The organism is Desulfosporosinus lacus DSM 15449 (genome assembly GCF_900129935.1).
Classification (GTDB): Bacteria; Bacillota; Desulfitobacteriia; order Desulfitobacteriales; family Desulfitobacteriaceae; genus Desulfosporosinus; species Desulfosporosinus lacus.
Genome location: NZ_FQXJ01000005.1, coordinates 67,825 through 93,810 on the forward strand (window position 1 = coordinate 67,825; position 25,986 = coordinate 93,810).

A 25,986-nucleotide genomic window follows, 5' to 3' on the forward strand; every position below is an offset into this window, starting at 1 on the left:
TAGGAAGATCTAAATCTAAATCTTATTTTTATTTCTGTTTATTTATCAAACTCCTCACCCTTTACTCCATGGTGAGGATAACCCAGTTTCACAGAGATCTCACGGGCCGCTTTCTTTACCAGTAACGAGATTTGCTCTGCCCTTTCCTCTAAAAACCCAAAAGATCTTCCTGAAACAGAAATACTTGCAAAAACGTTTCCATTATCATCATAAATGGGGGCAGCCACCCCATATGCTCCAAAATCTACGTCTCCTGCCGTCACAGCAACACCTTCCTGGCGAATGCGGATGAGTTCTTCCTTTAGTACATTCGCATCAATTCTGCCCTTATCACTTACCCTAATTAGATTCTCGTTTTGAAGATATGTATCAATAAACTCCTGCGTTTGGAAAGCTAACAATACCTTTTTCGATGCACCGCAATGCAGAGGAAGACCGATTCCGAAAGCAGCACGAATCGCAATTGAGTATGGCCCTTCAACAATTTCTATTCCCAAACCCATTTTGCCTTGTTTCTTTGTTAAGAGTACAGATTCCCCTGTGAGTTTGCCCATCTCCTGCATTATCGGCAGTGCAATTTTACGCAAGCCCAGCTGATTAGTTGCCACTTTTCCTAATTCAATCACCTTCATACCAAGACGGTATTTTTCAGTATAGACATCCTTTTCTACAAATCCATTACGGTGCAACGTAACCAATATCCTATGTATTACACTCTTAGAGAGTTCTAATTTCTTGCTAAGCTCCGTGACTCCCCATATGTCGTCTTCGTTGGTAAAACAATTTAGGATTGCCAAAGCCCTTTCGACGGTTTGTACACCCTCACTTTGCATTGCACCACCTCCTCTCTTTACCTGCATACTGAAAACATCATACTTATGTTTGTTATAATATTGTATATCTCCTAACATTTAAATGCAATTCATATAGATTATTTTATAGGGGCCGTAACGAAACTTGAGATTTTTTCAAGCTGATGGTGCGTTATCCCAAAAAAAAGGACTGTACACCTTTGAAGTGTAAAGTGGACCCTAATATATAAGGGGATGAAATAAACCGGAAAACAAGTTTCGTTACATCCCCTTGCTTAAGTCAGGATTTGAAGTTCTCTTTTTTACATTTTATAATTATAAATCTCACAGAAGGTTTATCTTTCATATTCTTAGCTGACTCATCAATTTCTGAAAACTCTATTAATCCATATTCTTCAAATTCACGTTTTACTGAATCAGCATCATAAAAGAATATTTTCACTCCCTTCATTGTCTCGAATCGATCTTTACTCAGTTGTTTACCCTTTCCAAACATTGGAGCTTTCTTTGAAACAGCTGTAAAAATCATATATCCGTTTGGTTTTAGTTGACTATAGCAATCATTAATAAATTTTTTTCTTTCACGATTGTTCAATAAATGAATAAGTGCATAGCAATATATACCGTCATAAAGTTTGTCATCAAAAGGCATGTCCGTTACTGAACCATGATAGATTCTAATATTAACTCCGTTTTGTCTTGCCAAATCAATTGCTGTTTTTGAAATCTCGATACCTGTTACATTAATTCCGTTCTCATAAAAAATCTTAGCATTTCTCCCATATCCAATACCCGGGATCAATATGTCCTTAACTTTCTCCTCAAGGAAAAAGTCCTTTGTCAAGATTGTGGAGTCTGAGGGTTCAAACCCCCACATCATTTGTTTTTCTATAAAACTCGATTCCCAGAATTCTGTCATATCTCTATCTCCTTTAGAGTTTTCGGGCTAAGTAGCTCGTTACGGTTTTTACATCTGTATTGTTCACTGAATCGTTTATTTCTTGATCCAACTTCGGATCATTAGCGAACGACCCATCTGCTTTTTGAAAATAGACGGTAGCTACAGAAGCATTCCCTTGTCCAGCATCATCATCAACAATAATGATTATATCTTTTAGCCCGTCTTTACTCACATCTTCAAAAGAAACAGCTTTAACATCTACCCTATAGGGGAGAGTTGCATAAAAATCATAAAGGATATCCCCGTCTTTATTGGTTAAATAAAATACTACAGGTATATGGTTACCTCCTGTCAATTTTCCTGATACGAATTTAACATTGCCCCACGATTTTAAATCTACCATGAAAGATTGATTCTCAATAGGACTAAAGCCCTTTAAATCTTTAAGATTATACGGTGCGAACTGGAAAGTTCCCACCGGCGGTTGCGCTGCAGTATCCTCTGATTTATCCGTAAGGTTAATGGTTGCTTCCATCTTATCGTTTGGTTTAAAGACCAATTTGATACTTCCCTTATTTTCTCTCGAATCAGTGAACTCGAATTCAGCCGTATCCTTATTAATAATTCCGTTTAAATTGGCTACATCATTAGGATAAGATGGAGCAGGACCGACCACAGTAAGTTCTCCCGTAATTTTTCCATTTTTAATTTTAGAAATAGAAAAAGACACTCCGTTTTCGAAGCTATTATTAGTATCTTTTTCCTTAATCCATGTCTTTCTAACGTATTGATTATAGTCAATTGCATCACTTGTATGAGTTGTTATTGAAGAATTTGGAGTTGCAACTGAGGGCAATTCTTCCCTGAGTTGTTCTGTTGTATTAGTTGGAGCCGTTTTCCCGCATCCCGCTAAAAGCAGAGAAACTGTGATAGTTGCTATAAGTATTTTTCTATTCATTTTTACCTCCGTTTTTAACGCAGTTTTCAGTCATTATTTAGTGGTTCCCTCGAACACATATCTGCAATTGATGTATTAACTTTAAATAACAACGAAATCATAACACAGCTTATAATAAACATTCAATCATCCAGCCTATACAACACTATTTACAGCAGGGATGGGGCAAGTTTAATGTGCTATGATTTAGATTAGAACAATAATAAAAAAACTAAAACCTCTGACTTTTTAAGTTTCAGAGGTTATTTAAAGAATCTCTTTTCGCAATTGAACTTGTCTTAATAAATACCCAAGTAATGATGGACCACCAAACTAAAAAAGTGAAATATGCCATAACTGGGTAAAACCAAGGTTTAAAATCAAATAATCCAACATTATGAACTAAATAACCATACATAACGCTGAATGCAGCAAACCCAAGGACATAAAAGTATTGAAACATTTTTTGTGGGGGTAAAAGTCGAAGAAAAATCATAACTGTAAGAATCCAACTAGGTGGAGAAAGTATGTTTTGCCCCAATACGTTGAATATACCAGCATTTTCAAACCAAATAATATGAAGTAGATTTTGAAATAAACCTACTACAACTACATCACCTAATCCTCCAAGAAGCATTGCATATATAAAATATTCCTTAAAATCTTTCTTAGGGATGGTTATAAGTACGACAATAAACATTAGAAATATGAACGACGGATAAAAAAGTATAGATACCATAAACTCTCCTTTTCCTTCAAGTTTCTTAATCAATTCCGAGACTCCCTCTTCTTCAAGTGGGTGTTCCATATTCTCACTCAAATTTCTTATGGTTATAGCTTTAACAAAAGTTCAGAATGTATTCACAAGTATTAACTCAACTCTCATCATCGGACCTGAATCAATTATCGCGGGGGGCTATTCAATAAGTTTTATAGTACCAAAGTGACGTTCTCTCGTTCTGTGCTTCAATTAAGAATGCTGCATAGTAGTTAACCCGAAATGCCTTAATAGTAGCCAAGTTAGATGTTATGTGATCTGATCTACTTAATTAGATTCTACAGGCCTTCCTTTCACCTGTTGGGGGGATAGAAAGGAAGGCCTCAAACTGTCCAAATAGCAAAAAATAAGCATCTCGAAAACTCGAAATGCTTACTAAACATAACATTTTTGGTGCGCCACCCAGGATTCGAACCAGGGACCTGCCGATTAAGAGTCGGATGCTCTACCAGCTGAGCTAGTGGCGCACAAGCAACAATTAAGAGTATACTTTTAAAATGTTTAATTGTCAATAACTTTATGATTATGATTTATTAATACATTCTGATTATGTTTTATTACTATCATGCAATCTGCTAATTTCTAGTTTATTGATTCTATATGTCGGCTGCTAAGTTAAGAATAGCTTGAGCATATACTTTGGTTGTTAAAAGGAGATTGTTGATAGGAATGTATTCGTCTGGACAATGAATCACTTCCGGTTCACCTGGAAAAGTGGGGCCAAAGGCAACTCCTTGGGGCAGAGCTTTAGCATAAGTTCCTCCGCCAATGGCAAAAGCAAAGGGCTCGAGGCCGGTTACATCAGAATAGGCTTTCAACAAAGACTGAACTAAATGGCTCTCTTTTGGGACGTGATGTGCCTCTTGATGATTTAATATCTTGATTTTAAATTGCTCATTTAAAGCAATCTTTTCAATTTGCAGAAAAACATCGTCACGTTGGTACGTAACAGGATATCGGATATCAATTACTAAGCGAGTATTATCTGAAGTCAATTCTAAAATACCAAGGTTGAGGGAAAGTTTACCCGAAGGTTCATCACTTAAGGCCACTCCAAAACCTTCTCCATAAAAGCCTGTGCCAGGATTGGTTAAAATGAAATCTAAAATTTGTTGTTCCTCGGAGCTCAGTGGTAACGTTCTCAGGAATCTTAAGGCGTAGAGAACTGCATTTTTACCATTTTGGGGGAGGCTTCCATGGGCACCTACTCCTTTAAACATAAGCCTGATCTCTTGTTCCGATTTCTGGCTCACCAGAGTACCGCTAACCCCTTCCGGGAAAGAGAAGTTGTTTAATTGCTCAGCCAGATCATCGTAAGAGATCCCCTTTAAAGAAACATCACAGCGATCGGGAACAACGTTAGCTCGTTCTCCGCCGCGGACGCTTACTAGATGCGGAAAAGAGGTTGCGTGTGATTTAGCTAATTCCAGATGGAGAATTCCTTTCTCAGCATGAATTACAGGGAATTCAGCATCCGGTGCAAATCCAATTTGAGGAGTTTCTTCTTTTTTTAGATAATAATCCATATCTTCCCAACCAGATTCCTCATCAGTGCCTAAAATTAGCCGAACTCTCATCTTTAAAGGTATGTTGGCGTCTTTAATGGCTTTCATGGCGAAGAGCGCTGCTAAAGTTGGCCCTTTATCATCTAAAGCTCCTCTGCCCAGAATCTTGCCCTCAACAATAGTTGCACAATATGGAGGCACAGACCATCCATCCCCTTCTGGAACAACATCAATGTGTCCCAGAATACCTAATAGTTCACCCGTGCCCATTTCAATATGTCCTGCATAACCATCAACATTTTTGACCGTAAAACCAAACCTTTTTCCAAGTGCCAAAGTCCATTCTAAAGCATCTTTAATCCCTGGACCGAAAGGTGCACCCTCTGAAGCATGTTCAATATCTTTGACACTCTTAATTTGGATACAGGCCTGTACTGCGGATATTATGTCCTCTTTCATTAAGTCAATCTGTTGGTCAAGACGCATATTCTAATCATTCCTTCATTAATTTTATGTTCGCTGAGTCATCCTAGCATACCCGGATTAAGAAATGAAGTTGCATGAAATCTCAGCAAATCATCTCAAATTCTGAATTAAGGTGTTAATGGAGAAAACTTAACTTCTACGGTTGTACCTCTGGTTACAATTTTTCCCGCTTGGGGTGATTGTTGATTCACCAATCCGCTGCCTGTGAAGTCAAAGTGTAATTCTGACTTTGCCAGCGTTTCTCCCGCCTGTCGCATAGTCATTCCTGTTAAGTCTGGAATAACTATTTCCCCTCCAACGGGTGTGCGCTCAGGGATAACCGGTTGAGGCAATGGTCTGATGGCAGTGTCACTAGGGGAAATGACAACTGTGCTCTGCGTATCGTTGGATACAGGAAGTCCATAATATTGCAATGCACCTTCTATTATCGCTTTAGCCCTCGGTCCCGCTAATGTCCCACCCTGATGTCCATCTTCGGTTTTGGGCGTATCGATTATTACAAGTACTGCAATTTTAGGATCTTCTGCCGGTGCGTAAGCTGCAAATGAGGCGATGAAGTCTGTTGTCGAATATCCCCCTGTTTTGGGGTCTACTTTTTGAGCAGTCCCCGTTTTTCCCGCAACCCTTATACCAGGAATACTAGCTGTATTTCCTGTTCCATTAGAAACCACTTGTTCAAGAATATTTGTCATTTGGTTTGCCGTGGATTGTGAAACAACCTGCCGTACAGAAGTGGGTTGTTTCTGTTCAACGATTTGACCATCAAAGGTCGAAATCTTATCCACTATATAGGGTCGATAGAGTGTTCCTCCATTGGCGATTGCGGAAATTGCCGTTAATAATTGGATTGGAGTAACAGAATTGGCTTGGCCAAACGACATAGTTGCAATATCAAGTTCTCGAATTTTTTCATCAGGAAGGAGTAATCCACTTTCCTCCCCAGAAATGTCGATTCCAGTTTTAGACCCAAAACCAAAAGCCTTCAAATATGTGTCAAAGATCGCTTTACCCATCTTCAATCCAACCTGTGCTAGTACGACGTTAGAAGACAATTTCATTCCTTCGGTAAAAGTAGGAAAGCCATGAGGCTTTTGATCAGAATCCCAGTTTGTAATATAAAGAGGTGATATCCGTAAGAAGCCAGGATCTTCAAACGTATCGTCCGGTTGAATTATTCCTTCTTCAAGTGCCGCTGCACCAGTGATAATTTTGAAGGTCGAACCTGGTTCATAGGACATACTGATAGCTAAATTTCGCCGAACTTCGGGTGTAGCATTATTATAGTCTGTAGGATCAAACGAGGGACGGGATCCCATGCCCAAAACACGTCCTGTCATCGGATCCATAGCCAGAATCGTGACACTATTAGCGTTGGTAGCTTTCATTGCCTGATCTAATTGTTGCTCAATATAATATTGAATTGTGGCATCTAAGGTTAAGGTTATCGAGTTTCCAGGCCTTGAGGGGTCTCCTTGGTTGAGAGCATCCAATATAGAACGTGCTTTTGTGTCTTGCTCTTCGGATTGGAACCCTGGCTTACCAAATAACTCCTTATCATAATAGTATTCAACGCCTTCTACACCATGACCGTCTTGCTTCACGATTCCCAGTGCAGAGGCCGCAAACATTCCCATTGGATATACCCGTTTCTCTTCTTCACTGTAGCCTACTCCTGGAATTTTCAAAGCCTTAATTTCATCTGCTTTTTGTATATCCACTTGATGGGCCAGGCTTATCCAAGCCAGATCTTTATTGAGCTTATCCAGTATAGCTTGCGGATCAATTTCTAAGATACTTCCCAGTTCTGTTGCTACATCCTCTTTGCTTCGTTCAAATTTCTTGTTCTCAATCTGTTTACTCAACATTCTGGGGTCAGCATAGACTTCTTTGACAGGGATACTTTGAGCTAAGACGTTGCCTTGGGCATCAAAGATTGCGCCTCGATCAGGTCTAAGGCTTTGATCAATCGTTCGCCTTTCAATACCTTTTGCCTTGAGGTTTGAAGCCTGAACAACTTGAAGAACGACTAGTCTTCCACACACAAGAAGAATTATCACAAGCAATATTAATTGTATCCAACGATCGCGTGAAAAATAGTTGGTTTTTATTCTGTCTTTTTTCAAAGTGTCCCTCCTCTCTTCTTACATTATAACATTTAAGTGAGTACTTCCTAGTTCATAATAGCAATTTTAAGTTTTTATATCTTTTCTATGAGAAGAAAGTTAATTAGAAAGGTTATCTTCAAATTCTGGATATGTAAGAAGGGATGAAGGTACTTAGGTAAGCTTAGGGCTGAAAAAGAACTTACGCTTTCCTAACTAACGATGACTCTTTGAAAAGCCACCTTGCTAAGAAACCGCAAGCTCTTGATTCTATTTTGTCCCTTGAAGGCTCAAAAATACACTACAGAATAGAGGTATTTTTATGAAAATATGGAACAACTTAGACCTTTTTTAAGTATTTAATCTTGATTGATTGGACAAGAGAACAGTGGTTATTATACCCATAAGCAGACCTCCAAGATGAGCGAAATTATCAATTCCCGGCTGAGTAAGTCCAAACCCAAAATTGATAAGTATGACAATAACCAGATTCATACCGAAGCCGGATTTCCAAAGCAATGGCCGTTTTAAGCTATAGTACAAGAGTGATCCTAAAAGTCCAAAAATAGCACCTGAAGCTCCCGCGGATAAGGCTGAGGAAAAGAAAAAACTGGCGATTGATCCCCCAAGCCCACTCATAATATAGATCACAAAAAAACGTCCATGTCCAAACCTTTCCTCACTAAATGGACCTAACGACCATAATGCATAAAGGTTAAAGACGAGGTGTAAATAACCTATATGAATAAAAGTGCTTGTAAGTAAACGCCATATTTCACCTGCTCGAATCAGGGTGTTTACCTTCGCTCCAAAAGCAATAAGGACTCGCTGTTCTGTCGATCCTCCTGCTAAGGTCATTAATATAAAGACGATAAGGTTTATCCCTAAAAAAATGTACGTTAAAAATGGAATGAACTTTTTTTCTGCCCTCTTGTTTATCCCCACGTCATTTCCGTTGGCTAGTTGTTTTAACCATTTAGGTATCACTGGATCATTTGTTGGAGGAAAGGGGAACAGGTTACCTTGTTGAGTATCCCAGTACCAAAGCTGTATCCCAGGAAAATGGTTATTCTTCAAATCAGAAGAATCAATTCCATTAGGGCAAAAAACAATTACATCCCATTGCGAAAGATTGCCGTAGCTTTGTATCAAGGGTCTAAAGTCTTGGGGAAGATTGCTTATATTCCCAAATAAAAGCCCGCGTTCCATTGACTCGTGCGTCGCAGACATCCAGTTACCTTCTAAAGTAACGAGCTTCCATCCAGATTGTTGAAGGGTATTAAATATTTGTTCAAACATATCTTACCTCTATTCAAATATCTCCTAATACTGCTCGCAACAAACTCGGTATGCCGTAATCGTTTTTTCCAGATCCATATCCGACATTGAGCAAAGCCATCTCCGGAAAAGTTGATTGCTCAGCTAAAGCACGAATAAGAGCAGCTCCCGTCGGGGTGATAAGTTCGCCGGTGATTCCTGAATCACGGAATTTAAATCCCTTCAACAGCATTAGTGATGCAGGTGCAGGTAAAGGTAAAGTTCCATGGGCACATTTCACAAAACCATGTGACCAAGGCAGCGTCGAAACCTTGATGGAATCAATATCAAGCTGATCTAATGCGATACACGTTCCAACAATATCAACTAGGGAATCAACTGCGCCAACTTCATGAAAATGAACCTCATCAATCGTTGTTCCATGAATATTAGCCTCTGCCTCGGCTAAAACATTAAAGACCTTAAGGGCATTTTTTCTGGCCCGTTCTGATAAATCCCCACTAATAATCATCTTTTGAATATCCGGGAGACGGCGGTTATGGTTATGATCGTGGCCATGTTTAAGTTCGTGATCGTGTTCATGTCCATGTTCATGTTCATGCTCATGCTCATGTTTATGGTGATCGTGATCTTCGTGATTGTCATACTCTGAGTTTTGTCCAGGAATTACGACATTGATGTCTGTAGCTTTAATCCCATGGACTTGTCGTTCCCGTACATCAAGCACAAATTCGGTCAATCCCATCGAGTGAAGCTGATTTACAATAATTTCAGGATCTGCTCCTAAGGCAATCAAGGACCCCAGAGCCATATCGCCGCTTATGCCAGCAAATGTATCCCAGTATAAAATTTTCAAAGTCAATGCTCCTTCCTACTGATGTCTCGTTATGCGGCGCACTATTGCAGAGGCTAAAGAGGCTGCCCCAAAACCGTTGTCAATATTCACGACCCCAATTCCTGAGGCACAGCTGTTTAACATACTGAGTAAGGCTGCTAGGCCTTGAAAATGAGCACCATACCCTACGCTGGTCGGCACTGCGATAACCGGTTGATCTACCAGCCCGCCAACAACGCTTGCTAATGCCCCCTCCATTCCAGCAACAACAATTATCACTTCAGCTCGATCCATAAGTTCTCTCTGTCCCAGAAGTCGATGTATCCCAGCCACCCCGACGTCAAAAAGTGTATCAACGTCATGGCCCATATAACGAGCAGTCAGCCAAGCTTCTTGGGCTACCGCCAGATCCGCAGTTCCGGCAGTCATGATTAGGATTTTGCCAGGAATTGTGGGTTCTGACAAGGGACGCAAGAGGAGACAACGAGCTAGTCGATCATAGATAGCGTCTGGAAAATGAGCTAAGATCAGTTCTGCAGTTTGGGGGTCAAGTCTGGTACCCAAAACATTTTGGTCTTTTTCGCCTAAGTGTTTAAGTATCGAAATTATATGATCGGGTTGTTTCCCTTGACAAAAAATCACTTCTGCTTGTCCAGTTCTGAGGGCACGATGATGATCTAAGCGTGCAAAGTCTAAGTTTTCATAGGGAAGATCTTTTAATTGGTGAAACGCTTTATCTGGGGAACAAGAACCTTGATGAACAGATTCAAGAAGGGCTCTTATAGTCTCTTCATTCATTAATAAGCCTCCTGTTAAATGGGATTGAGACTTCCCGAACGGAGTCCCATTAAGTCTAAGGTAACAAATCGAAAACCCAATTCTAACAAAGGGGCTGTGATTTCAGCATGTTCCTGGATACATCTCGAAAAACTGTTAATCGGAATCTCAATGCGGGCAATTTCTCCGTGAGCACGCACCCGACATTCTAAGTATCCCTTTTGCTGAAGTATGGCTTCAGCTCGTGCAATACGCTTCAGTAATTCGGCATCAATTGCATCTCCATAAGGGACCCTGGAGGCTAAACAAGCCATCGAGGGTTTGTTCCAAGTTGGTAAATTACGAAGTTTTGATAAAATTCGTATTTCAGCTTTAGTAAGACCTGTTTCCAGAAGCGGACTAATAATACCTAACTCTTCAAGAGCTACCCGCCCCGGACGATAATCTTGGGCATCTGATGCATTTGTTCCGTCAATAACTGCAGCATTATCCTTGCTTTTGCTCAATTCAAGAAATGTCTCGAAGAGTTTCTTCTTACAAAAATAACAACGATTTGGCGGATTATTTCGGAACTCCTGAAGGCCCAAAACATCAAAGTCAATCACTTGTACCGGAAAATTATATTTTGTGACTAAAGCGAGGGCCTCCTGTTCTTCTTGAGTCGAAATCATCAGCCCGCGCGCAAAAACCGCTTGGCAATTTTGACCTAAGGATTCTTGAGCGACAGCTAAAAGATAGGTTGAATCTACTCCGCCAGAAAAGGCAACCAGGACCTTATTTAAGGATTTTAATCGTTTAATAAGTTGAACTTCTTTCTCGCAGGCCACTTCTTGCAGATTGATATCCATTGAGGATTGATCCCTTCCTTCGTCTATATTCTACCCATTGTAGAAATGCCTGTCAAAGATCTTTATACAAATAAAAGAGCAAAGATGGGTGTCAGCCCTCCCTGCTCAGTATTAAAGTTTACTATTTAGTAAGAGTACTTATCTTTCGTTCTTACAATAAGATAAGTACCTTACGCGAAAACTTAACTCTTACGGCTATTCCAGATTACCCATTTTTCCAGGAAACTCCGAATCCACCTCTAGGGTACTTCCAGTCAATATTCCCAAAGGGACACCCGATAAGGCAGGTGCCACACTCAAGGCATCCTTCATAACCAACTGCAATACGTTTTTCTTCTTCGTCCCAATCATAAACATGAGCCGGGCAAAAACGAGTACAAGGTTTATCTTGACACTGCTGCAAGCATACATTGGGGTTAGCTATCTTAATGTGGCTTAATTTATCAGTGTTAAAACGAACCAAATATAGTTTATCATCTAATTTCATAAGAGCGCCCTCCATGCTCCATAAATATCTTTAATCAAACCGCCTTTCGAACGGTTTTCGAAGGCCATCTTGATGATTTCCTTTTGACGTTGTTTTTTAGGCGTCCCATCAGCTGTTAAATACATCTTAGCAGCTTTAGATAATAACTTTGGATATACTTTTAAAAGATGTGGATTTTCCTCAAAGAATTTGCCCATATGGCGATAATGGTGAAGGTCTTTTAGAACAAAGGAATCTCGCAGGCGGGTTTCGTAAACAGTCATGGCATGGTCACTGACATCTCCAGCCTTGATGGCCTGAGCAGCAACTTCTCCTGCTATTTTACCCGAAATCATGGCAAGATTTGAACCTTCTCTATTCAACGAGTTCATAAGCATTGCCGTATCTCCAACGACAAGGACCCCTTGTCGATGCAGTTTAGGTACTTGAGTATATCCGCCTTCAGGTATTAGGTGAGACAAGTATTCCTTAGTTTCACCGCCCTGAAGAAGTCGTTTTACATAAGGTTTTGATTTTAAATTCTCGAGAAGATCATTAGGTGTCCAATTATTGCGAATTAAAGGTTGAAGAATTGCACCAACGCCGATTGAAATCGATTCTTTATTGGTATAGATAAACCCTACACCCATCATCCCTGCGGTGGAATCCCCATATAATTCAATGGTCGCCCCTTGCCCTTCCTCAAGACAGAAACGATCTTCTATCTTTTCCTTAGGTAAGGCGATGACTTCTTTTACGGTAACTGCAACTGATTCTGGCTTTAAGGGTTTAGCTAATCCTGCTTTAACAGCTATGAAGTTGTTTACCCCTTCCGCAAGGATTACAACCTTGGCTCCTAAGTCACCTTCAGCTCGTCCTGTACGAACTCCGACAACCTGGTCTCCCTTATATAGCAGATTTTCCACCAGCGTTTCAGTAATAATCATAACACCAGCTTTTTCAGCTTGCTCCGCAAGCCAACGGTCGAACTTCACTCGGAAAATCGAATGTGCATTATACGGCTCTTTACCCCAAGCAGGATCTCGGTAACCTGCCATGATAGACTCATCGCCACTCAACATAGCGATACGTTGTTCAATGATTGGACGTTCTAAGGGTGCTTCTTTCCAAAACTCTGGTACAACCATATCAGTAGCTTTTGTATAAAGTATGCCACCCATTACGTTCTTAGTTCCTGGATAGTCTCCACGCTCGATGACGACAGTTTTCATGCCAGCTCGTGCAGCACTGAGCGCGGCAGACAGGCCAGCAGGACCACCGCCGATGACGATTACATCAAAGTTTTCCATGTTTGCCCCTCCTTAATTTGCCACGCCATGCTGAAGGCGTTTCTTAAACTCTGCAGTCATTGCAGGAACTATTTGAAAAAGGTCTCCAACAATGCCGAAATTAGCAACTTTTAATATTGAAGCTTCCGGGTCATTGTTAATCGCAATAATGAAGTCAGATGTTTCCATACCCACCAAATGTTGTATGGCTCCTGAAATTCCGATGGCGATATAAACTTTAGGCCGAACTGTTACCCCGGATTGCCCCACTTGTTGATCGTGAGTCAGCCAACCAGCTTCCACTGCTCCGCGCGTACCAGCTATAGTTCCTCCTAGGACATCCGCTAATTCTTCAGCAATTGCCAAGTTCTTCTTTGCCGCAAGACCTAAGCCAACCGCCACAATTATTTCTGCCTTATCCAAGAAGGCGCTCTTAGCATCGCTCCCGATAAACTCGAGAATTTTAGTGTGGAAATCACTTTCGTCAAAGGTAAATTCCTCTCGAATCAATTCACCTTCTCGACCATCTATGCGTTCTGGCATTGCCATAACTCTTGGGCGTACCGTTGACATTTGTGGACGACTAGTGCGACAAAGAATGGTCGCCATAATATTTCCACCAAAGGCAGGGCGGGTTTGTTGTAAGAGCTTTGTCTCTGGATCAATGCCAAGCACCGTACAATCAGCAGTTAATCCAGTTTGTAATTTGGTAGCGATAGCTGGAAAAACATCTCTTCCCATAGAAGTTGCGCCCATTAAAATAATTTCCGGTTGATATTTTCTAACCAAACTGGTAATTGCTTCGGCATAAGGTTCAGTTCGGTAATCTTTAAGAATAGGGTGATCAACCACATAGACTTTCTCAGCCCCATAAGCAAAAGCTTCCGGAATAACACTGTCGATCTCATTGCCAGTGATCACTCCGCTGAGTCCGCACCCTATAGCATCGGCTAGTTTTCGCCCTTCGCCCAGTAATTCCCAAGAGACAGGAGCTACTTTCCCATTAGTGTATTCAATAATAACCCAAACCCCACTCCATACATCTCCGCCGGCAACCGGCGTAACTTGAGCAGGAATTGTCTTTTTATCATTATCTTGAGCATAGTCTTTAACCGCTTCGGGCAGAGGATCTTTTAAGTTGAATTTAGAACCAGCCTCTGGATCAAGCTCTTCTTTAGGCTTTGAAGGTTGATTGGGTATGGCAAGTGCATTCGTAGGGCATACAAGGACACATTTACCGTGGTCTTCACATTTTTTCGGATCCACCACTGCTATCCCATCGATCAGGTCCATAGCTTCCACTGGGCATTCTACGACACAAGCTCCGCACCCAATACATTTTGTCTTGTCAACTGCGACAGTCATTAGTGCTTTCCTCCCTTCGCTAGGGGATTAACCATGATAACATTCGACTGAAATAGTTTTTGTACTACAGTTGCGGCTATCGAGGCTGGATCCTTTGAAGCATCTATTATTTCCCCGCCACTGCGACCAGGTGGTGCAAAAATTCTGGAGACACTGGTAGGTGACCCTTTAAGGCCCATTTGTTTGACATCAAACGGAAGGGTCTTGGCATCCCACGTTTCCGGTTCATAGGCGGCGGCTTTCATCATATTCGGAAGGGATGCGTAACGCAAATCGTTAAGTTCTTTCTCTACGGTAAGTAATGCAGGCAACTGAGCTTGAACAACTTGACGTCCGCTTTCAGTCTTGCGTTCAACGGTTATAGAAGTTTCAGTAAGCTCTCTAACCTTTATGGCATATGTCAATTGAGGGAATCCCAGGCGTTGAGCAATCCCAGGACCCGTTTGGGCGGTATCTCCATCAATGGCTTCTTTTCCTGCGAATACGAGATCGATAGGTTCCGTTTCATGCAACTTTTGTAGGGCCATCGAAAGAATATAAGCTGTAGCTAAGGAATCTGAACCACCAAAAGCACGATCACTCAGGAGGATTGCTCGATCAGCACCATAAGACATAGCTTTCTTCAATGCTTCTTTGGCTTGCGGAGGCCCCATACATACAATGGTAACCTTCCCCCCGACTTTTTCTTTAAGGCGAATTGCTTCTTCCAAACCATGTGCATCATAGGGATTAATAATTGATGGCACGCCCTCTCGCATGAGGGTATTAGTCACTGGGTCGATACGTACTTCAGATGTATCTGGAACTTGCTTAAGGCAGACCACGAAGTTCACAATAAATCCCTCCTTTATATTAATCTCAAGATTAAAAAACCTGCCTGAAAAAGTTATTGTTTTTATACTAGTATAAAAACAACCTTATTTCAAGATTTAAACATTGTATTTTGATAATTTTAATAGGAATTCTCATAATTAGTATTATTTATGTCTACTCGGAATCTGCTAAATACTTTTCAACCTCAACCCCAGCCAAAGCACCATCTCCAACTGCAGTAGCTACTTGACGCAGCGGTGTGTTGCGAATGTCTCCTGCAGCATATACTCCTTTGATATTGGTTTGTAAAAGAGCATCAGTCAGAATATAACCACGGTCATCTGTTTCAATTTCCTCATCAATAAATTGGGCATTTGGATCTGTCCCAACATAAATAAACACTCCATCTGCTGGGATATTTCGTGTTTCATTACTGAGTACATTGCGGACACGTACCCCTTCAACGTGGTTTGAACCGAGTATTTCCTCGACGACAGCATTAAGTTCAAAACGAATTTTCGGATTATCTTTAGCGCGATTTAAGACGATCTGAGAAGCACGGAAACCTGCTCTTCTGTGTACTATCGTCACTTCTTCTGCAAATTTAGTAAGGTATGCCCCTTCTTCGATGGCAGCATCTCCTCCACCAACAACCACAACCTTCTTACCTTTAAAGAAAGCACCATCACAGGTTGCACAGTAGGAAACTCCGCTTCCTCGGAAATTGTCTTCCCCAGGGACACCTAATAACCTAGGCTTGGAACCTGCAGTGATAATAATAGAACGCGCTTCAAGAACTTGACCGGTTGTATGTATCTTCTTTACAGGTTCCTTTAGCTCTAATTTCTGAACTTCCTCAAAGATAAACTCAACACCAAACGCCAAAGCTTGCTTATGAAACAGATTCATAAGTTCATACCCATTAATTCCGTCTGGAAATCCAGGATAATTCTCGATGTTTTCCGTTGATGCGGCTTGACCGCCAGGCATTGCTAATTCTACTACCGCTGTTTTAAGTCCTCCCCGTGCGGTATATATTCCAGCTGTTAGACCTGCAGGACCAGCACCCACAATAATGACGTCATACATGACTTTCAACTCCTCTTTACTATTTACCTACATACCCCTTAAGGGTATTAAATACGTAGATAGTATATCATAGTTTATCCAGAATTAAAAAAGAATTTGACCCGAATGAAACATGTTAATGAAGGGATTTTAATTAATTGGGAAGAATATATTAATACGGGTTTAGTATTACACAACTGTTGCAGTTATATTTAAGAAAGATCGGAAGTTTCGAAGGAGGAATTTGTTCTGAAACGTTTTATTAAAATCCTAATTGGCTTCATAATATTAGTCTCATTCTTAACCGCCTCAAGTGGGTTATACGAAGATTGGTTGTGGTTTACTAACCTTGGTTATTCTCAACTCTTCTGGACTCCATTTTTAAGCAAAGTGCTCTTTCAGGCAGTAAATGGAACCATTCTCTTCCTCTTTATTGCCGGAACCTTGCTATCTATTCGACATGCCATTGTGACCTTTGTTAATGAACGTTTACGCCTCCGGTTGCGTTTGGTACAAGATATGAACCGTCCTGTTTTCAACCTGAGTCAACGTAAAGTTACTGTATGGTTACTTGTGATTTCGGCAATCGTTAGTTTTGGCATAAGTTTCGTAGCTGGGTTTACAGGATGGTTAGATGTCTTATCTTTTACCCATGCCACACAATTTAATCAGGTCGATCCGATTTTTGGTAAGGATTTAGCTTTTTACTTTTTTAAACTTCCCTTTTTAAGGACAATATTTGATGCATTTTTCGGTCCCCTCTTTTTACTCACCTTGTTTACCATTATTTTTTATATCGTTACAGGAGTCATTCGTTTCCACTCAAGAAAGCTTTGGCAAAGTGGTGCTGTCTCAATGGGACCCAGCTGCCGGAAGCACTTAGCATTTTTAATCGGAATTCTCTTTGCTTTAAAAGCTTACGGTTATTACTTAGATATTTTCAAGTTGCTCTATTCTACACACGGACACGTGGTAGGTGCCGGATTTACTGATTTAAATTTCACACTTCCAGCCCTTAAAATTCTAATTTTTATAAGTATTTTAGGATCTATCCTTGCTTTCATCTCACTGACTTTTAAAGATTCCCGGCTATTGACAGTCCCAATTGTAGGAAGTTTTGTCTTTGGAATCCTAATCTACAGTGTCTTGCCCGCTCTTATCCAATCGTTTGTTGTTCTTCCAAATGAGCTGAGTAAGGAGCAACCGTATATTAATCATGAGATAGAGTTAACCCGCTTTGGATACAGCTTGGACAATATTAAAGAAATTGATTATCCGGGTAATACACAAGTTACAGCAGAAACCTTAAAAACAGAACTAGGAACACTTAACAATATCCGACTTAATGATGCTCGTCCTATGTTACAGACCTATAATCAAAAACAGGGTATTCGACTGTATTATAAATTTAATGACATTGATATCGACCGTTATACGATTAATGGAGAGTCTCGCCAAGTAATGATAGGACCTCGAGAAATCTCTACTCCTGATCTAACTTCTAATGCAAAAACATTTGTAAACATGCGCTTAAAGTACACCCACGGTTTCGGAGCATCTGCTTCCTTTGCCAATGCAGTCACTTCTGAAGGACTTCCTTCTTATGCAATTAAAGATGTCCCACCTGTAAGTGAATTCCCTGAATTTAAGATGACCGAGCCAAGGATCTATTTTGGCGAATTGACTAACGACTGGGTCGTCGCCAATACCACGGCCAAAGAATTTGATTATCCTCTGGGAAACTCTAATGCAGAAAATTCTTATAATGGCAAAACCGGGATCCCGTTAACTCCACTCAATAAATTTATGCTTTCTCTTCGCCATGGAACCCCGCGCTTCTACCTTGCCAATGAAGTAACTTCAGCCAGTAAAATGCTCGTATACCGCAATATAAGTGAGCGGGTTGAAAAGCTAGCTCCGTTTTTAACTTATGATATGGACCCATATGTGATTATTAATGCTGGTCGCATGAAATGGATTATTGATGCCTATACAACGTCTGATTCCCTGCCCTATTCCAATATGTATCCTAATCAAGATTTTAACTATATTCGGAACTCAGTAAAAGTAATTATTGATGCCTATGACGGCACCGTTGATTTTTATGCAGCTGATTCCAGCGATCCTATTCTGAAAACCTATATGAAGATATTCCCAGGCGTATTTAAAGACCTAGACAGTATGCCACCTAACATTAAAAACCATCTGCGATACCCAGAATCCCTTTTTAGTGTTCAAAGCAATATGCTTAAAAACTTTCATATGACTAATTCATCTGTCTTTTACAATAAGGAAGATTCTTGGGATGTTGCAAAAGAACTTTTCGACGAAACAACCCCACAAAGTGTAGATCCCTACTACACGATCATGAAGATTCCAGGAGAAGCTAAACCTGAGTTCGTGCTCATGCTTCCGTTTACACCAGCTTCTAGTGCCACGAATACACGCAACAATATGGTTGCCTGGATGGCTGCTCGAATGGATGGAGAGCATTATGGCGAATTATTACTATATAAGTTGCCAAAAAATATTGAAATTGATGGTCCATTACAGATTGAATCTCGAATCGATCAAGACCCTAAGATTTCTGAACAGCTTTCTCTGTGGGATCAAAAAGGTTCAAGCGTAATTCGAGGAAATCTTTTGGCTCTTCCAATCGGCGGCAACTTCCTCTATGTTGAACCGATTTATCTGCAATCAGATAAAGGCGGCAGTATTCCTGAGATGAAAAGAGTCGTACTCGCTTATCAAAACCAGTTAGTAATGACAGAAACTTTAGGAAAAGCCTTAATAGAACTTTTTGGTGAGGGCGCACCTCAACCAACAACACTTGGACAAAGTGGCACACTCCCAGTCCCTTCTGAGCAAGACGAAACAGAGGTTGATCTTAATTCTCTGGACATGACGTCTGTCATTGAACAAATGAATCAAATCCGTGCGCTACTCGACAATCTTGAAACTCAACTTAAAGGATTGCCAACTTCCTCTGGGGAAACTTTACCCGCTGACGAAACTCCCGCCTCAAGTGATACTCCCTCCTCTGACGATACTCCTTCCTCTATCAAACCTCCCAATGACAGTTTTCGCTAAAACCAAATAAGACTTCATGCTAAGAAAAAAAGAACACCCTAAAGTGTTCTTTTTTCTTGCCTAACTTCGCTTAAGCTAATTATTATCCAAATATATATTTGACTAGTCTTTAAGGGGTTTTAACTCTACAATCGTTGATGTTCCTGATTTTTTCAGTTGAATGAGCTCAGCACCATCATCAGAGATATAATTCTCGTCTCCAAGCAATGGGATCTCTTCAAGTTTTCCGGCAGTGATTACATTGGCTGTTTGTTGACTATATATAACTATCTGCCCTTCGGAGCCGATAAGCGTACTCACGTTATTAAAAGGAATTGAACCTTCCCATTCTGTTTGGAAAGAAGGATTATCCTTGATTTCGGAGCGATCCTCAGTTGATTTAATTTTAACCAAAACATTATTTTGGACTTCGCCGATATACACCTTGCCATCTAGAACTCCTATGACCCTGTCATTAGCATTTTTAGAAATGGTATGACGATTCCCAACTCCTAAAGAGATGACTTGCTTGGTCCCTCCAACTTTGCTGGTAATGAAAAGTGTGCCATATCGATCAGAGGCTGCCATGCTATCAATAGTCTCTCCCGTTTTATTTAGTGTCCGTACGTTTTTCATGACGTCAATTTCCATGAGTCGTTCTGTAGATCCGTTTTTAATTGTGAGGTATATAAGATTGGTAGAAGTTGAGACGACAAATTCATCGATTTTCCCGCCAGCTGGGAATTCATTAATTGTTTGATTAAAGCGGTCATCTGGAGCAGTGTCTTCATCACTATTTGGCAGTTCAAGTGTGTACAGTTCTGTAATTTGTGGATTACCATACTTCGGTACAGTTTTAGTTTGGACTTTTGGCTTGACTTCTTCTTCCACTTGCTTATCAGGTTTTTGATTAGGATCTTCGGGATTAAGTGGTACTGTTGATTTGGGAGGCGTCGTTACAGGCGGTACAACAGGGTCAACAGGTACAGTTACATAAGTTACCGGATTGGGATTTTTTTTACCATAAAAATAGACTAGGGTATCACGATCCGGAAGCCATTGATAGTTGAGAACTCCCATTGTGTTATCATTCCCAGGGGCTTTCTTTTCGAAGACCATTTTTTCTTTTTTAAGGTTAAAGATTTTGAGTGTGCCATTTTCTGTATAAGCTAAATAATCTTTTGCATAAGAAACTTGAACATTTTCAAAATCAGTACCGGGGATCGTTGCCTCAAGTCGCTCTGTTATTGGACCAGCTTCAGCAACAGGGCCCAGAACTTTAGCAACTTTGTTTTCTAAAAAAGAATAAGCTCCAAATTGTAGGAAGAGTGAAACTAAAACCCAAGCAAATATCGTGCGCAGTTTCTTTTTCATGCGTTATTTTCTCCTTTTATAACAGTGCTTAATAGTTCTTACTTAGTAACTACAAAAGCAGTAGGAATATATCGTTCGCCAAAAATATTCCAAAGTTTATTCATAACCTTACCATTATAGACGAGCTCTGATGATGATCCTCCATCTAAGTTGACAGCATTGACAGCATTATAATCTTCAAAGACGTTCATGAGGTCACGCAGGGTTGCCCCTATACTCCAAGTAGGTTGGCGTCCGTCAATAACAACAAATATCACCGTTCCGTCAGCCATTTGCCCGATTCCTGTCCGAGGGGCAATACCCCAACCGCCATCACCCGTAATTGCCGGTTTACCATCGACAATTAAATTAGGTTCGAAGGTAACCACTTCACGCATGTTTTTTTCTTCCAGTTGCTTTGCATTCATTTTACCGAGGACAAGTTTTCCTTTGTCATTAAATCCAACAATGTTAACCGCTTTGTCCCCCACATTGTTATGAATCAACTTCCCGTCATGCATTGTTAAACCGTCCGGAAAAGCTCCATTTCCTTTACCATTAGGGTCATAAAACCCTCCAGCATTAATTCCAGCAATGGCCCCCATATCCTTGACAAAATCTGTTACTCTTTCTCCTGTTACACCAATTTCTTTAGTAACGGCTAATTTTACTCGTGTCGGGTCTTTAATTAACATTACTTTTCCTTTAAAGCTTTGCCCTTTGATATCTTCAATTGTAATACCCGAAGTCTTATCAGTCATGACTTCTGTGCTTACTAAATCATTCCCTCTGCCAGATCCTTGATGGTTATTAGAATTCATAATACGGCTAATCTCTTCTTGAGAAAGAAAAGCCTCTACTACCTGTGGATGTCGAGATGTTGCCACTGCGCCAACTGCTACAATTTTGAGAGATTCAAAGGGGCCCCAAAACAATATAAATGGAACTAGTATTGCAGCAAAAATAATATTAAAGACTAGATACCCAAAAATTTTTTTTATCCTAATCCTACCCTTTTTTTTCATTTAAGCTCTTTCTCCTTTTAAAGTATTACTTGCTAAAAAACTCACTAATCGCCTAGTAAACAGACCTATCCACACTTATACCCCGGCCATACTGCCATTGGATGGCAAAATAAATTGACAGTACAAAAAAACAAGCCGCAGTTTTCAGGATGTGCGGCTGCGACTATTTAGAATGTCTTTTTCTTAACTCTATTGATAGTTTCCACAGAGAGTAGACAACAATAGCCGTCAAAAGAAAGATACTGATCTGAACTGATTCCCATTTAGAAATTCCAAGCTTTAAATCAATTATCTGAATAGCTAAGTTGGCTAGCATTCCAACAATAATGGTAACCCACATTTGAATAACAACATCGTGTTGCTTACGTCGAGTAATAAAATAAATATAAAGACCGATGGCAATAAAAAAAATGCTTCTTAGAAAACCAAGAACTATTATCATTATGTGTTTATCCTTTAATTAAATTTCATTTATAACGTACTTAGTATAACAAAAGATGTATATTGTATCAAGGATTGTCTGCAAAGTAACACTGAAAACCAGTTAATAATGTCATATAATGGAAAATATTATATAAAATTAATAAAATGAGCCGTCATAAAAACGGCTCAAATCTTACGTCTAAGGGTTAATTTCAATTCGGTATGTGAGATCGGCTGCTTTATCAATCATATTAGCGACACTGCAATATTTTTCCATAGAGAGTTGCACGGCACGATCAAGCTTATCTTTGGGTAGAGACTCCCCCCAGAATTTATAGACAACTTCGATATCTTTAAAGACCCGAGGATGATCACTGGCACGTTCCCCCTCTACGGTCGTTTCAAAACGATGGACTTTTACCTTCATCTTGTCAAGAATCGTAACAATATCCATTCCACTGCATCCGGCAATTGTCATCAACAAGAGTTCCATAGGACTGGTTCCATGTCCCGTTCCTCCAGCTGTTACACTGGCATCCATATTAGTCAAGACTTTAGAACTTCCTTCACCTTGGAAATGCAGACCCTTTATGTGTTTAACTGATACTTTCATTGACGCAACTCCTTTCAGTAAAACATTAAAGCTTTTGGCGATCCAAATTTTGATCAGTGTTATTTTGCGACAGCGTCTAGTTGCTTTTCTTCCTTACTATACTCCGAATTCTGTAAAATAACCGATTGTGCAGGCAAAGGTGTTTCTAACCTGAGAGGGAATATAAGGATCATCAATGATAACCCACCTATAGCAAGCGAAAGATATTGCAACGATAAAATGGAAAAGATAACTGATGCCAGTTTAGCAGAGGTACCAATCGCATAGCTGAACGGCTGAATAAGTTTCAAATTAGCATTCTGTCGTTGATCAAAGGATGCCTCAGAACCAGTACCGTTAAAATTGTGAATCCACACTGGTTTCCCTTCCAAATCAACGGAATTAACCAGTTCTTTTCCCATCTTATAAAAGGGATCCAATGACGAAAGATAAATAAAACCTTTGGTCGTATATATCTTAAATAATTCAACGGTTGAACTAGTCATCCCTGCTTTTTTAGATGTTCTTTCAATTCTTAAAATATCATCCTTACCAATATTCACCGGACCATTATCTGTTATAACTGAATATAAGCCACGATCGATTAATTCGATATTTGTCACTTTAACATTTAAAAACCTAACCCCGACCAACGTCATTAGAATAACAAACAGACTAATAAATATGATAACTCCCGATATACGTTCACGATCTATCTGTCCTCGTTTAAAAAGCACTATTACACGTCCTTTACTTTTGCTGTACGTATGTACTAGTTTTCAATTGCTCGATTATAGTTTACCCACAAAACTCATTGTACTATAAATAATTTAGTGAAACAAATTAATTTATTCTAAATAACCGTTAAGGAAAGGCATTTTGCCTCCCCTTAGACGATGATTATACTATTATCTTGGTTTTTAGACATTCTCTTTTACTACTTTAATCTGAGCCGAAGTGCTTTCCGAATCTAGTCAATAATTTCAGAAGATCATTGGGTGTAAAGGTAAGCGGCGTATTACCATTAGTCAATGTATTCGCTTTTACCAGAGGCTTTGCACCTGTTGTTTCCGGTGGAACGACGGCTCTTACAAATATGGTAGCTAACAATCCAATGATCAGAAGCGGAAGCGCGCCCCGAACGCCGGGAAAGGTCAGTATTGGAATTGTTAAGAGAACATAGGGTGTGTATAACTTATCCGAATAATTTGCCAGCACATATATGGCAAGGATAAGGGGTGCCTCTGGGCTTTCGGGAGTCAGAAAGCCCCGTTCTCCTACTTCGTCGATAAGCCCTCCGTCCAAATTAACAAGTCTATTTCTTCCATCAGCAGTTGTGTTTAAGCCTGGAGAGGAACCCGATCCGTTGGCCATCCACTTCAAGAATTCTTGAAGCTCAGAAATGGGTATTTGTACGGTTCGTTCATTTTTTAAGTCAAGGATAGGTATACTTTTAACGTTGAAAAAGCGATGTGCAATAAATATGATAAATTCCGCTCCAATAATAACTGCGGACGATGCGCAAACCTTCCCAGCTAAGAGAGGTTGTGTAATAAAAAGTGAGGAGCTCCCTGCCACTGAACTGATGGGAGCAAAAAGTTCGATCCCTAAACTGATTGGATCCCCACAACGGCTTTCTGGCTGACTACCGTACATTACTACCCCCCCTCAATTCAATATATGGAAAGGAAAGGCTTCATGTACCTTTTAGATAACTTCTGGAAAAGCTGAATATTGCCCTAGATAATCGCAGTACGGTCTTTACGGCGAGAAGCTAAATAATCCAGAACGCGCTCAGTTGAAGTATTAAGAATTTGTTCTTCAGAAATTCCAACTTCCCTCACTAAAGCTAGAGCTTGACCAAATTCTCCTACTCGATCCATAAAGTGTGCATCACTTCCTAAAATGACAGGCCCTTTGTATTGAACCACATATCGGGCAAAGCGACGACAGTTTCCCCATGCATCCTTCTTTTCACATGACAGTGAACTGTTATTGATTTCGACAGGGATGTTTAATTGCGCAGACATATAAGCGATTCGTTCAAGATCCAGCTCAAATTCCGGTCGCCCAGGATGAACCATTATATCCGTAAAAGGATTTTTCATAGCTTTAATGTAGGCCTCAGTATTTTGTTCAGACGTCCCTCCAGGGTAACAAATAACATGTAATCCGACCAGAATAAGTTTCATTCGAGCCAGATATTTAATGGGAACATCTAATTCACCGTCATGATTTGTTATATTTGCCTCAACGCCAGGTAGGATTTTGACTCCATGCAACTCTTCTGGGATAATCGCTAAGTTCCCAAAATGATAGAGGTTTGGTGCGCCAGGCATTGATGGTCCATGGTCGGTCATACCAAGTAACTTGATACCTTTACGCGAGGCTGCAAGAGCATTTTCGGGAAGGGTACTATAGGCGTGTCCACTTGCAACAGTATGCGTATGTAAATCAACTCTTAATTCCATTTTATCCACCTCACTTAAGGTTATTATATCCCTAAATGAAGTAAAAACAAAAATAAGTGCTTTGACAGCACTTATTTTTTATGGGAACTTACTGTTTTTTTACTGTCGATGGAACCTTTACTGTTGTATCTACATTGAAGCGAAAACTTGCTTCTGTTGCTTGTTCTACTCCCCCTTCAGGATTAGGATTAACTCTCAATGTAATCAAATGCTGTCCATCTGTGGCACTTTTACCCAATGCATCGCCCAAAACATTAATTTGTCGAAATGCAATACGAGCAGTAGCACCTGGTTCTAATGTTTCTAAACTTCCGGGTGAAGTAACTTTTTTGCTGTCATTTCCAATTAAACTCACTTGTAATTCCACGGGTACATTCGTCATTTTTTTAGCAGTCATGTTCTGTACCGTAACAATTAGGTCAAAAGTTTTAGTTGAAATCACCTGTGCGCCTTTTAAAGTTACGCTTCCGTAAGTGAGATCCTTGATGATTGAAGCCGGCTCGACAGTAACTCCAATCATTTTAATTTCAGGCGTAGCCATGTTCTTTGCTACATCTTCGTTCTTATTTTCCCAAAGGGAAAATCCGGCAAACCCAATAAGACAGATAACAAAAACACTGGCGACCATGGCAATGTATTTACGGTTAATTGTAATGATTTTAGCCATAGCAGAAAACCTCCTATTAATTTTTATTCACTCTTTTAAAAAACCTATGCACGTCCGGGTGAGGACATGCATAGGTTTAGAAAAATATTTTAAAATTTTTGGAGTCAGATTATATTTACCTGAAGT

At 40.1% G+C, this 25,986-nt stretch carries 24 protein-coding genes and 1 tRNA gene; 1 reads left to right on the forward strand and 24 read right to left on the reverse strand.

The features are described 5' to 3' along the window. Positions 1 to 38 precede the first annotated feature (38 nt). From BUB11_RS07280 to trxB, 16 genes are all read right to left on the reverse strand, one after another. A complete protein-coding gene (locus tag BUB11_RS07280) occupies positions 39 to 833 on the reverse strand; it encodes an IclR family transcriptional regulator (protein WP_073028996.1) in 795 nt (264 codons plus the stop codon). 259 nt (positions 834 to 1,092) lie between these two features. Beyond that, on the reverse strand, positions 1,093 to 1,731 hold the full coding sequence (locus BUB11_RS07285) for a class I SAM-dependent methyltransferase (protein WP_073028998.1): 639 nt from the start codon (positions 1,729 to 1,731) through the stop codon (positions 1,093 to 1,095). Between the two features lie 13 nt (positions 1,732 to 1,744). Further along, positions 1,745 to 2,671 carry a hypothetical protein gene (locus tag BUB11_RS07290; RefSeq protein WP_073029000.1) on the reverse strand — a complete coding sequence of 309 codons (927 nt, stop codon included), beginning with the start codon at positions 2,669 to 2,671 and terminating at the stop codon, positions 1,745 to 1,747. A gap of 235 nt (positions 2,672 to 2,906) precedes the next feature. Beyond that, positions 2,907 to 3,422 carry a hypothetical protein gene (locus BUB11_RS07295; RefSeq protein ID WP_242947485.1) on the reverse strand — a complete coding sequence of 172 codons (516 nt, stop codon included), beginning with the start codon at positions 3,420 to 3,422 and terminating at the stop codon, positions 2,907 to 2,909. A gap of 397 nt (positions 3,423 to 3,819) precedes the next feature. Beyond that, positions 3,820 to 3,895, reverse strand: a tRNA-Lys gene (locus tag BUB11_RS07300). Between the two features lie 129 nt (positions 3,896 to 4,024). Further along, positions 4,025 to 5,419, reverse strand: a complete 1,395-nt coding sequence (pepV, locus tag BUB11_RS07305) for a dipeptidase PepV (RefSeq protein ID WP_073029002.1) — start codon at positions 5,417 to 5,419, stop codon at positions 4,025 to 4,027. Positions 5,420 to 5,526: 107 nt separating this feature from the next. Continuing rightward, on the reverse strand, positions 5,527 to 7,527 hold the full coding sequence (locus BUB11_RS07310; protein WP_073029403.1) for a penicillin-binding protein: 2,001 nt from the start codon (positions 7,525 to 7,527) through the stop codon (positions 5,527 to 5,529). 345 nt (positions 7,528 to 7,872) lie between these two features. Next, the gene (locus BUB11_RS07315) at positions 7,873 to 8,820 is read right to left on the reverse strand and encodes a rhomboid family intramembrane serine protease (RefSeq protein ID WP_084110203.1); all 948 of its coding nucleotides are present in this window, start codon (positions 8,818 to 8,820) and stop codon (positions 7,873 to 7,875) included. 13 nt (positions 8,821 to 8,833) lie between these two features. Then, the gene (gene larC / locus BUB11_RS07320; protein ID WP_073029003.1) at positions 8,834 to 9,655 is read right to left on the reverse strand and encodes a nickel pincer cofactor biosynthesis protein LarC; all 822 of its coding nucleotides are present in this window, start codon (positions 9,653 to 9,655) and stop codon (positions 8,834 to 8,836) included. A gap of 15 nt (positions 9,656 to 9,670) precedes the next feature. Beyond that, entirely contained in the window at positions 9,671 to 10,432 is a 762-nt protein-coding gene (gene larB, locus BUB11_RS07325) for a nickel pincer cofactor biosynthesis protein LarB (protein ID WP_073029005.1), read from the reverse strand. A gap of 14 nt (positions 10,433 to 10,446) precedes the next feature. Continuing rightward, complete coding sequence (gene larE, locus BUB11_RS07330) at positions 10,447 to 11,259, reverse strand: ATP-dependent sacrificial sulfur transferase LarE (RefSeq protein WP_073029007.1); 813 nt, start codon at positions 11,257 to 11,259, stop codon at positions 10,447 to 10,449. A 205-nt stretch (positions 11,260 to 11,464) separates the two neighbouring features. Further along, positions 11,465 to 11,746 (reverse strand): ferredoxin family protein, encoded by a 282-nt coding sequence (locus BUB11_RS07335; protein ID WP_073029009.1) that lies wholly within the window; start codon positions 11,744 to 11,746, stop codon positions 11,465 to 11,467. Continuing rightward, positions 11,743 to 13,035: an FAD-dependent oxidoreductase gene (locus BUB11_RS07340; RefSeq protein WP_073029011.1), complete on the reverse strand. Its 1,293-nt coding sequence runs from the start codon at positions 13,033 to 13,035 to the stop codon at positions 11,743 to 11,745. Before BUB11_RS07340 ends, BUB11_RS07335 begins: the two co-directional genes overlap by 4 nt. 12 nt (positions 13,036 to 13,047) lie before the next feature. Further along, complete coding sequence (locus BUB11_RS07345; RefSeq protein ID WP_073029013.1) at positions 13,048 to 14,379, reverse strand: FAD-binding protein; 1,332 nt, start codon at positions 14,377 to 14,379, stop codon at positions 13,048 to 13,050. Beyond that, positions 14,379 to 15,212 carry an electron transfer flavoprotein subunit beta/FixA family protein gene (locus tag BUB11_RS07350; RefSeq protein WP_073029015.1) on the reverse strand — a complete coding sequence of 278 codons (834 nt, stop codon included), beginning with the start codon at positions 15,210 to 15,212 and terminating at the stop codon, positions 14,379 to 14,381. The genes BUB11_RS07345 and BUB11_RS07350 overlap by 1 nt, the downstream gene beginning before the upstream one ends. Before the next feature lie 154 nt (positions 15,213 to 15,366). Then, a complete protein-coding gene (gene trxB, locus BUB11_RS07355) occupies positions 15,367 to 16,281 on the reverse strand; it encodes a thioredoxin-disulfide reductase (RefSeq protein WP_073029016.1) in 915 nt (304 codons plus the stop codon). Between the two features lie 228 nt (positions 16,282 to 16,509). Between trxB and BUB11_RS07360 the strand changes: the two genes are divergently transcribed. Continuing rightward, complete coding sequence (locus BUB11_RS07360; RefSeq protein WP_073029018.1) at positions 16,510 to 19,350, forward strand: UPF0182 family membrane protein; 2,841 nt, start codon at positions 16,510 to 16,512, stop codon at positions 19,348 to 19,350. Positions 19,351 to 19,452: 102 nt separating this feature from the next. Here BUB11_RS07360 and BUB11_RS07365 read toward each other — a convergent pair whose 3' ends face one another. The 8 genes from BUB11_RS07365 to BUB11_RS07400 form a co-directional block, all read right to left on the reverse strand. After that, a complete protein-coding gene (locus BUB11_RS07365; protein ID WP_073029020.1) occupies positions 19,453 to 20,703 on the reverse strand; it encodes a hypothetical protein in 1,251 nt (416 codons plus the stop codon). Positions 20,704 to 20,741: 38 nt separating this feature from the next. Further along, positions 20,742 to 21,707 (reverse strand): phosphodiester glycosidase family protein, encoded by a 966-nt coding sequence (locus tag BUB11_RS07370; protein ID WP_073029022.1) that lies wholly within the window; start codon positions 21,705 to 21,707, stop codon positions 20,742 to 20,744. 163 nt (positions 21,708 to 21,870) lie between these two features. Further along, positions 21,871 to 22,149 (reverse strand): hypothetical protein, encoded by a 279-nt coding sequence (locus tag BUB11_RS07375; RefSeq protein ID WP_073029024.1) that lies wholly within the window; start codon positions 22,147 to 22,149, stop codon positions 21,871 to 21,873. Positions 22,150 to 22,329: 180 nt separating this feature from the next. Then, positions 22,330 to 22,743 carry an OsmC family protein gene (locus BUB11_RS07380; RefSeq protein WP_073029025.1) on the reverse strand — a complete coding sequence of 138 codons (414 nt, stop codon included), beginning with the start codon at positions 22,741 to 22,743 and terminating at the stop codon, positions 22,330 to 22,332. A 59-nt stretch (positions 22,744 to 22,802) separates the two neighbouring features. Then, complete coding sequence (locus BUB11_RS07385; protein WP_073029027.1) at positions 22,803 to 23,459, reverse strand: hypothetical protein; 657 nt, start codon at positions 23,457 to 23,459, stop codon at positions 22,803 to 22,805. A gap of 205 nt (positions 23,460 to 23,664) precedes the next feature. Beyond that, complete coding sequence (locus tag BUB11_RS07390; RefSeq protein ID WP_073029028.1) at positions 23,665 to 24,378, reverse strand: hypothetical protein; 714 nt, start codon at positions 24,376 to 24,378, stop codon at positions 23,665 to 23,667. Positions 24,379 to 24,461: 83 nt separating this feature from the next. Next, positions 24,462 to 25,193: a phosphatase gene (locus tag BUB11_RS07395; protein ID WP_073029030.1), complete on the reverse strand. Its 732-nt coding sequence runs from the start codon at positions 25,191 to 25,193 to the stop codon at positions 24,462 to 24,464. Between the two features lie 88 nt (positions 25,194 to 25,281). Further along, complete coding sequence (locus BUB11_RS07400; RefSeq protein WP_073029032.1) at positions 25,282 to 25,860, reverse strand: hypothetical protein; 579 nt, start codon at positions 25,858 to 25,860, stop codon at positions 25,282 to 25,284. Positions 25,861 to 25,986 lie beyond the last annotated feature (126 nt).

What these genes read in the sequence shown, in the direction of transcription:
- BUB11_RS07280 (WP_073028996.1), bottom strand. Translation starts at nt 833, where the DNA reads ATGCAAAGTGAGGGTGTACAAACCGTCGAAAGGGCTTTGGCAATCCTA.
- BUB11_RS07285 (WP_073028998.1), bottom strand. Translation starts at nt 1,731, where the DNA reads ATGACAGAATTCTGGGAATCGAGTTTTATAGAAAAACAAATGATGTGG.
- BUB11_RS07290 (WP_073029000.1), bottom strand. Translation starts at nt 2,671, where the DNA reads ATGAATAGAAAAATACTTATAGCAACTATCACAGTTTCTCTGCTTTTA.
- pepV (WP_073029002.1), bottom strand. Translation starts at nt 5,419, where the DNA reads ATGCGTCTTGACCAACAGATTGACTTAATGAAAGAGGACATAATATCC.
- BUB11_RS07315 (WP_084110203.1), bottom strand. Translation starts at nt 8,820, where the DNA reads ATGTTTGAACAAATATTTAATACCCTTCAACAATCTGGATGGAAGCTC.
- larB (WP_073029005.1), bottom strand. Translation starts at nt 10,432, where the DNA reads ATGAATGAAGAGACTATAAGAGCCCTTCTTGAATCTGTTCATCAAGGT.
- larE (WP_073029007.1), bottom strand. Translation starts at nt 11,259, where the DNA reads ATGGATATCAATCTGCAAGAAGTGGCCTGCGAGAAAGAAGTTCAACTT.
- BUB11_RS07335 (WP_073029009.1), bottom strand. Translation starts at nt 11,746, where the DNA reads ATGAAATTAGATGATAAACTATATTTGGTTCGTTTTAACACTGATAAA.
- BUB11_RS07340 (WP_073029011.1), bottom strand. Translation starts at nt 13,035, where the DNA reads ATGGAAAACTTTGATGTAATCGTCATCGGCGGTGGTCCTGCTGGCCTG.
- BUB11_RS07345 (WP_073029013.1), bottom strand. Translation starts at nt 14,379, where the DNA reads ATGACTGTCGCAGTTGACAAGACAAAATGTATTGGGTGCGGAGCTTGT.
- trxB (WP_073029016.1), bottom strand. Translation starts at nt 16,281, where the DNA reads ATGTATGACGTCATTATTGTGGGTGCTGGTCCTGCAGGTCTAACAGCT.
- BUB11_RS07365 (WP_073029020.1), bottom strand. Translation starts at nt 20,703, where the DNA reads ATGAAAAAGAAACTGCGCACGATATTTGCTTGGGTTTTAGTTTCACTC.
- BUB11_RS07370 (WP_073029022.1), bottom strand. Translation starts at nt 21,707, where the DNA reads ATGAAAAAAAAGGGTAGGATTAGGATAAAAAAAATTTTTGGGTATCTA.
- BUB11_RS07375 (WP_073029024.1), bottom strand. Translation starts at nt 22,149, where the DNA reads ATGATAATAGTTCTTGGTTTTCTAAGAAGCATTTTTTTTATTGCCATC.
- BUB11_RS07380 (WP_073029025.1), bottom strand. Translation starts at nt 22,743, where the DNA reads ATGAAAGTATCAGTTAAACACATAAAGGGTCTGCATTTCCAAGGTGAA.
- BUB11_RS07390 (WP_073029028.1), bottom strand. Translation starts at nt 24,378, where the DNA reads ATGTACGGTAGTCAGCCAGAAAGCCGTTGTGGGGATCCAATCAGTTTA.
- BUB11_RS07395 (WP_073029030.1), bottom strand. Translation starts at nt 25,193, where the DNA reads ATGGAATTAAGAGTTGATTTACATACGCATACTGTTGCAAGTGGACAC.
- BUB11_RS07400 (WP_073029032.1), bottom strand. Translation starts at nt 25,860, where the DNA reads ATGGCTAAAATCATTACAATTAACCGTAAATACATTGCCATGGTCGCC.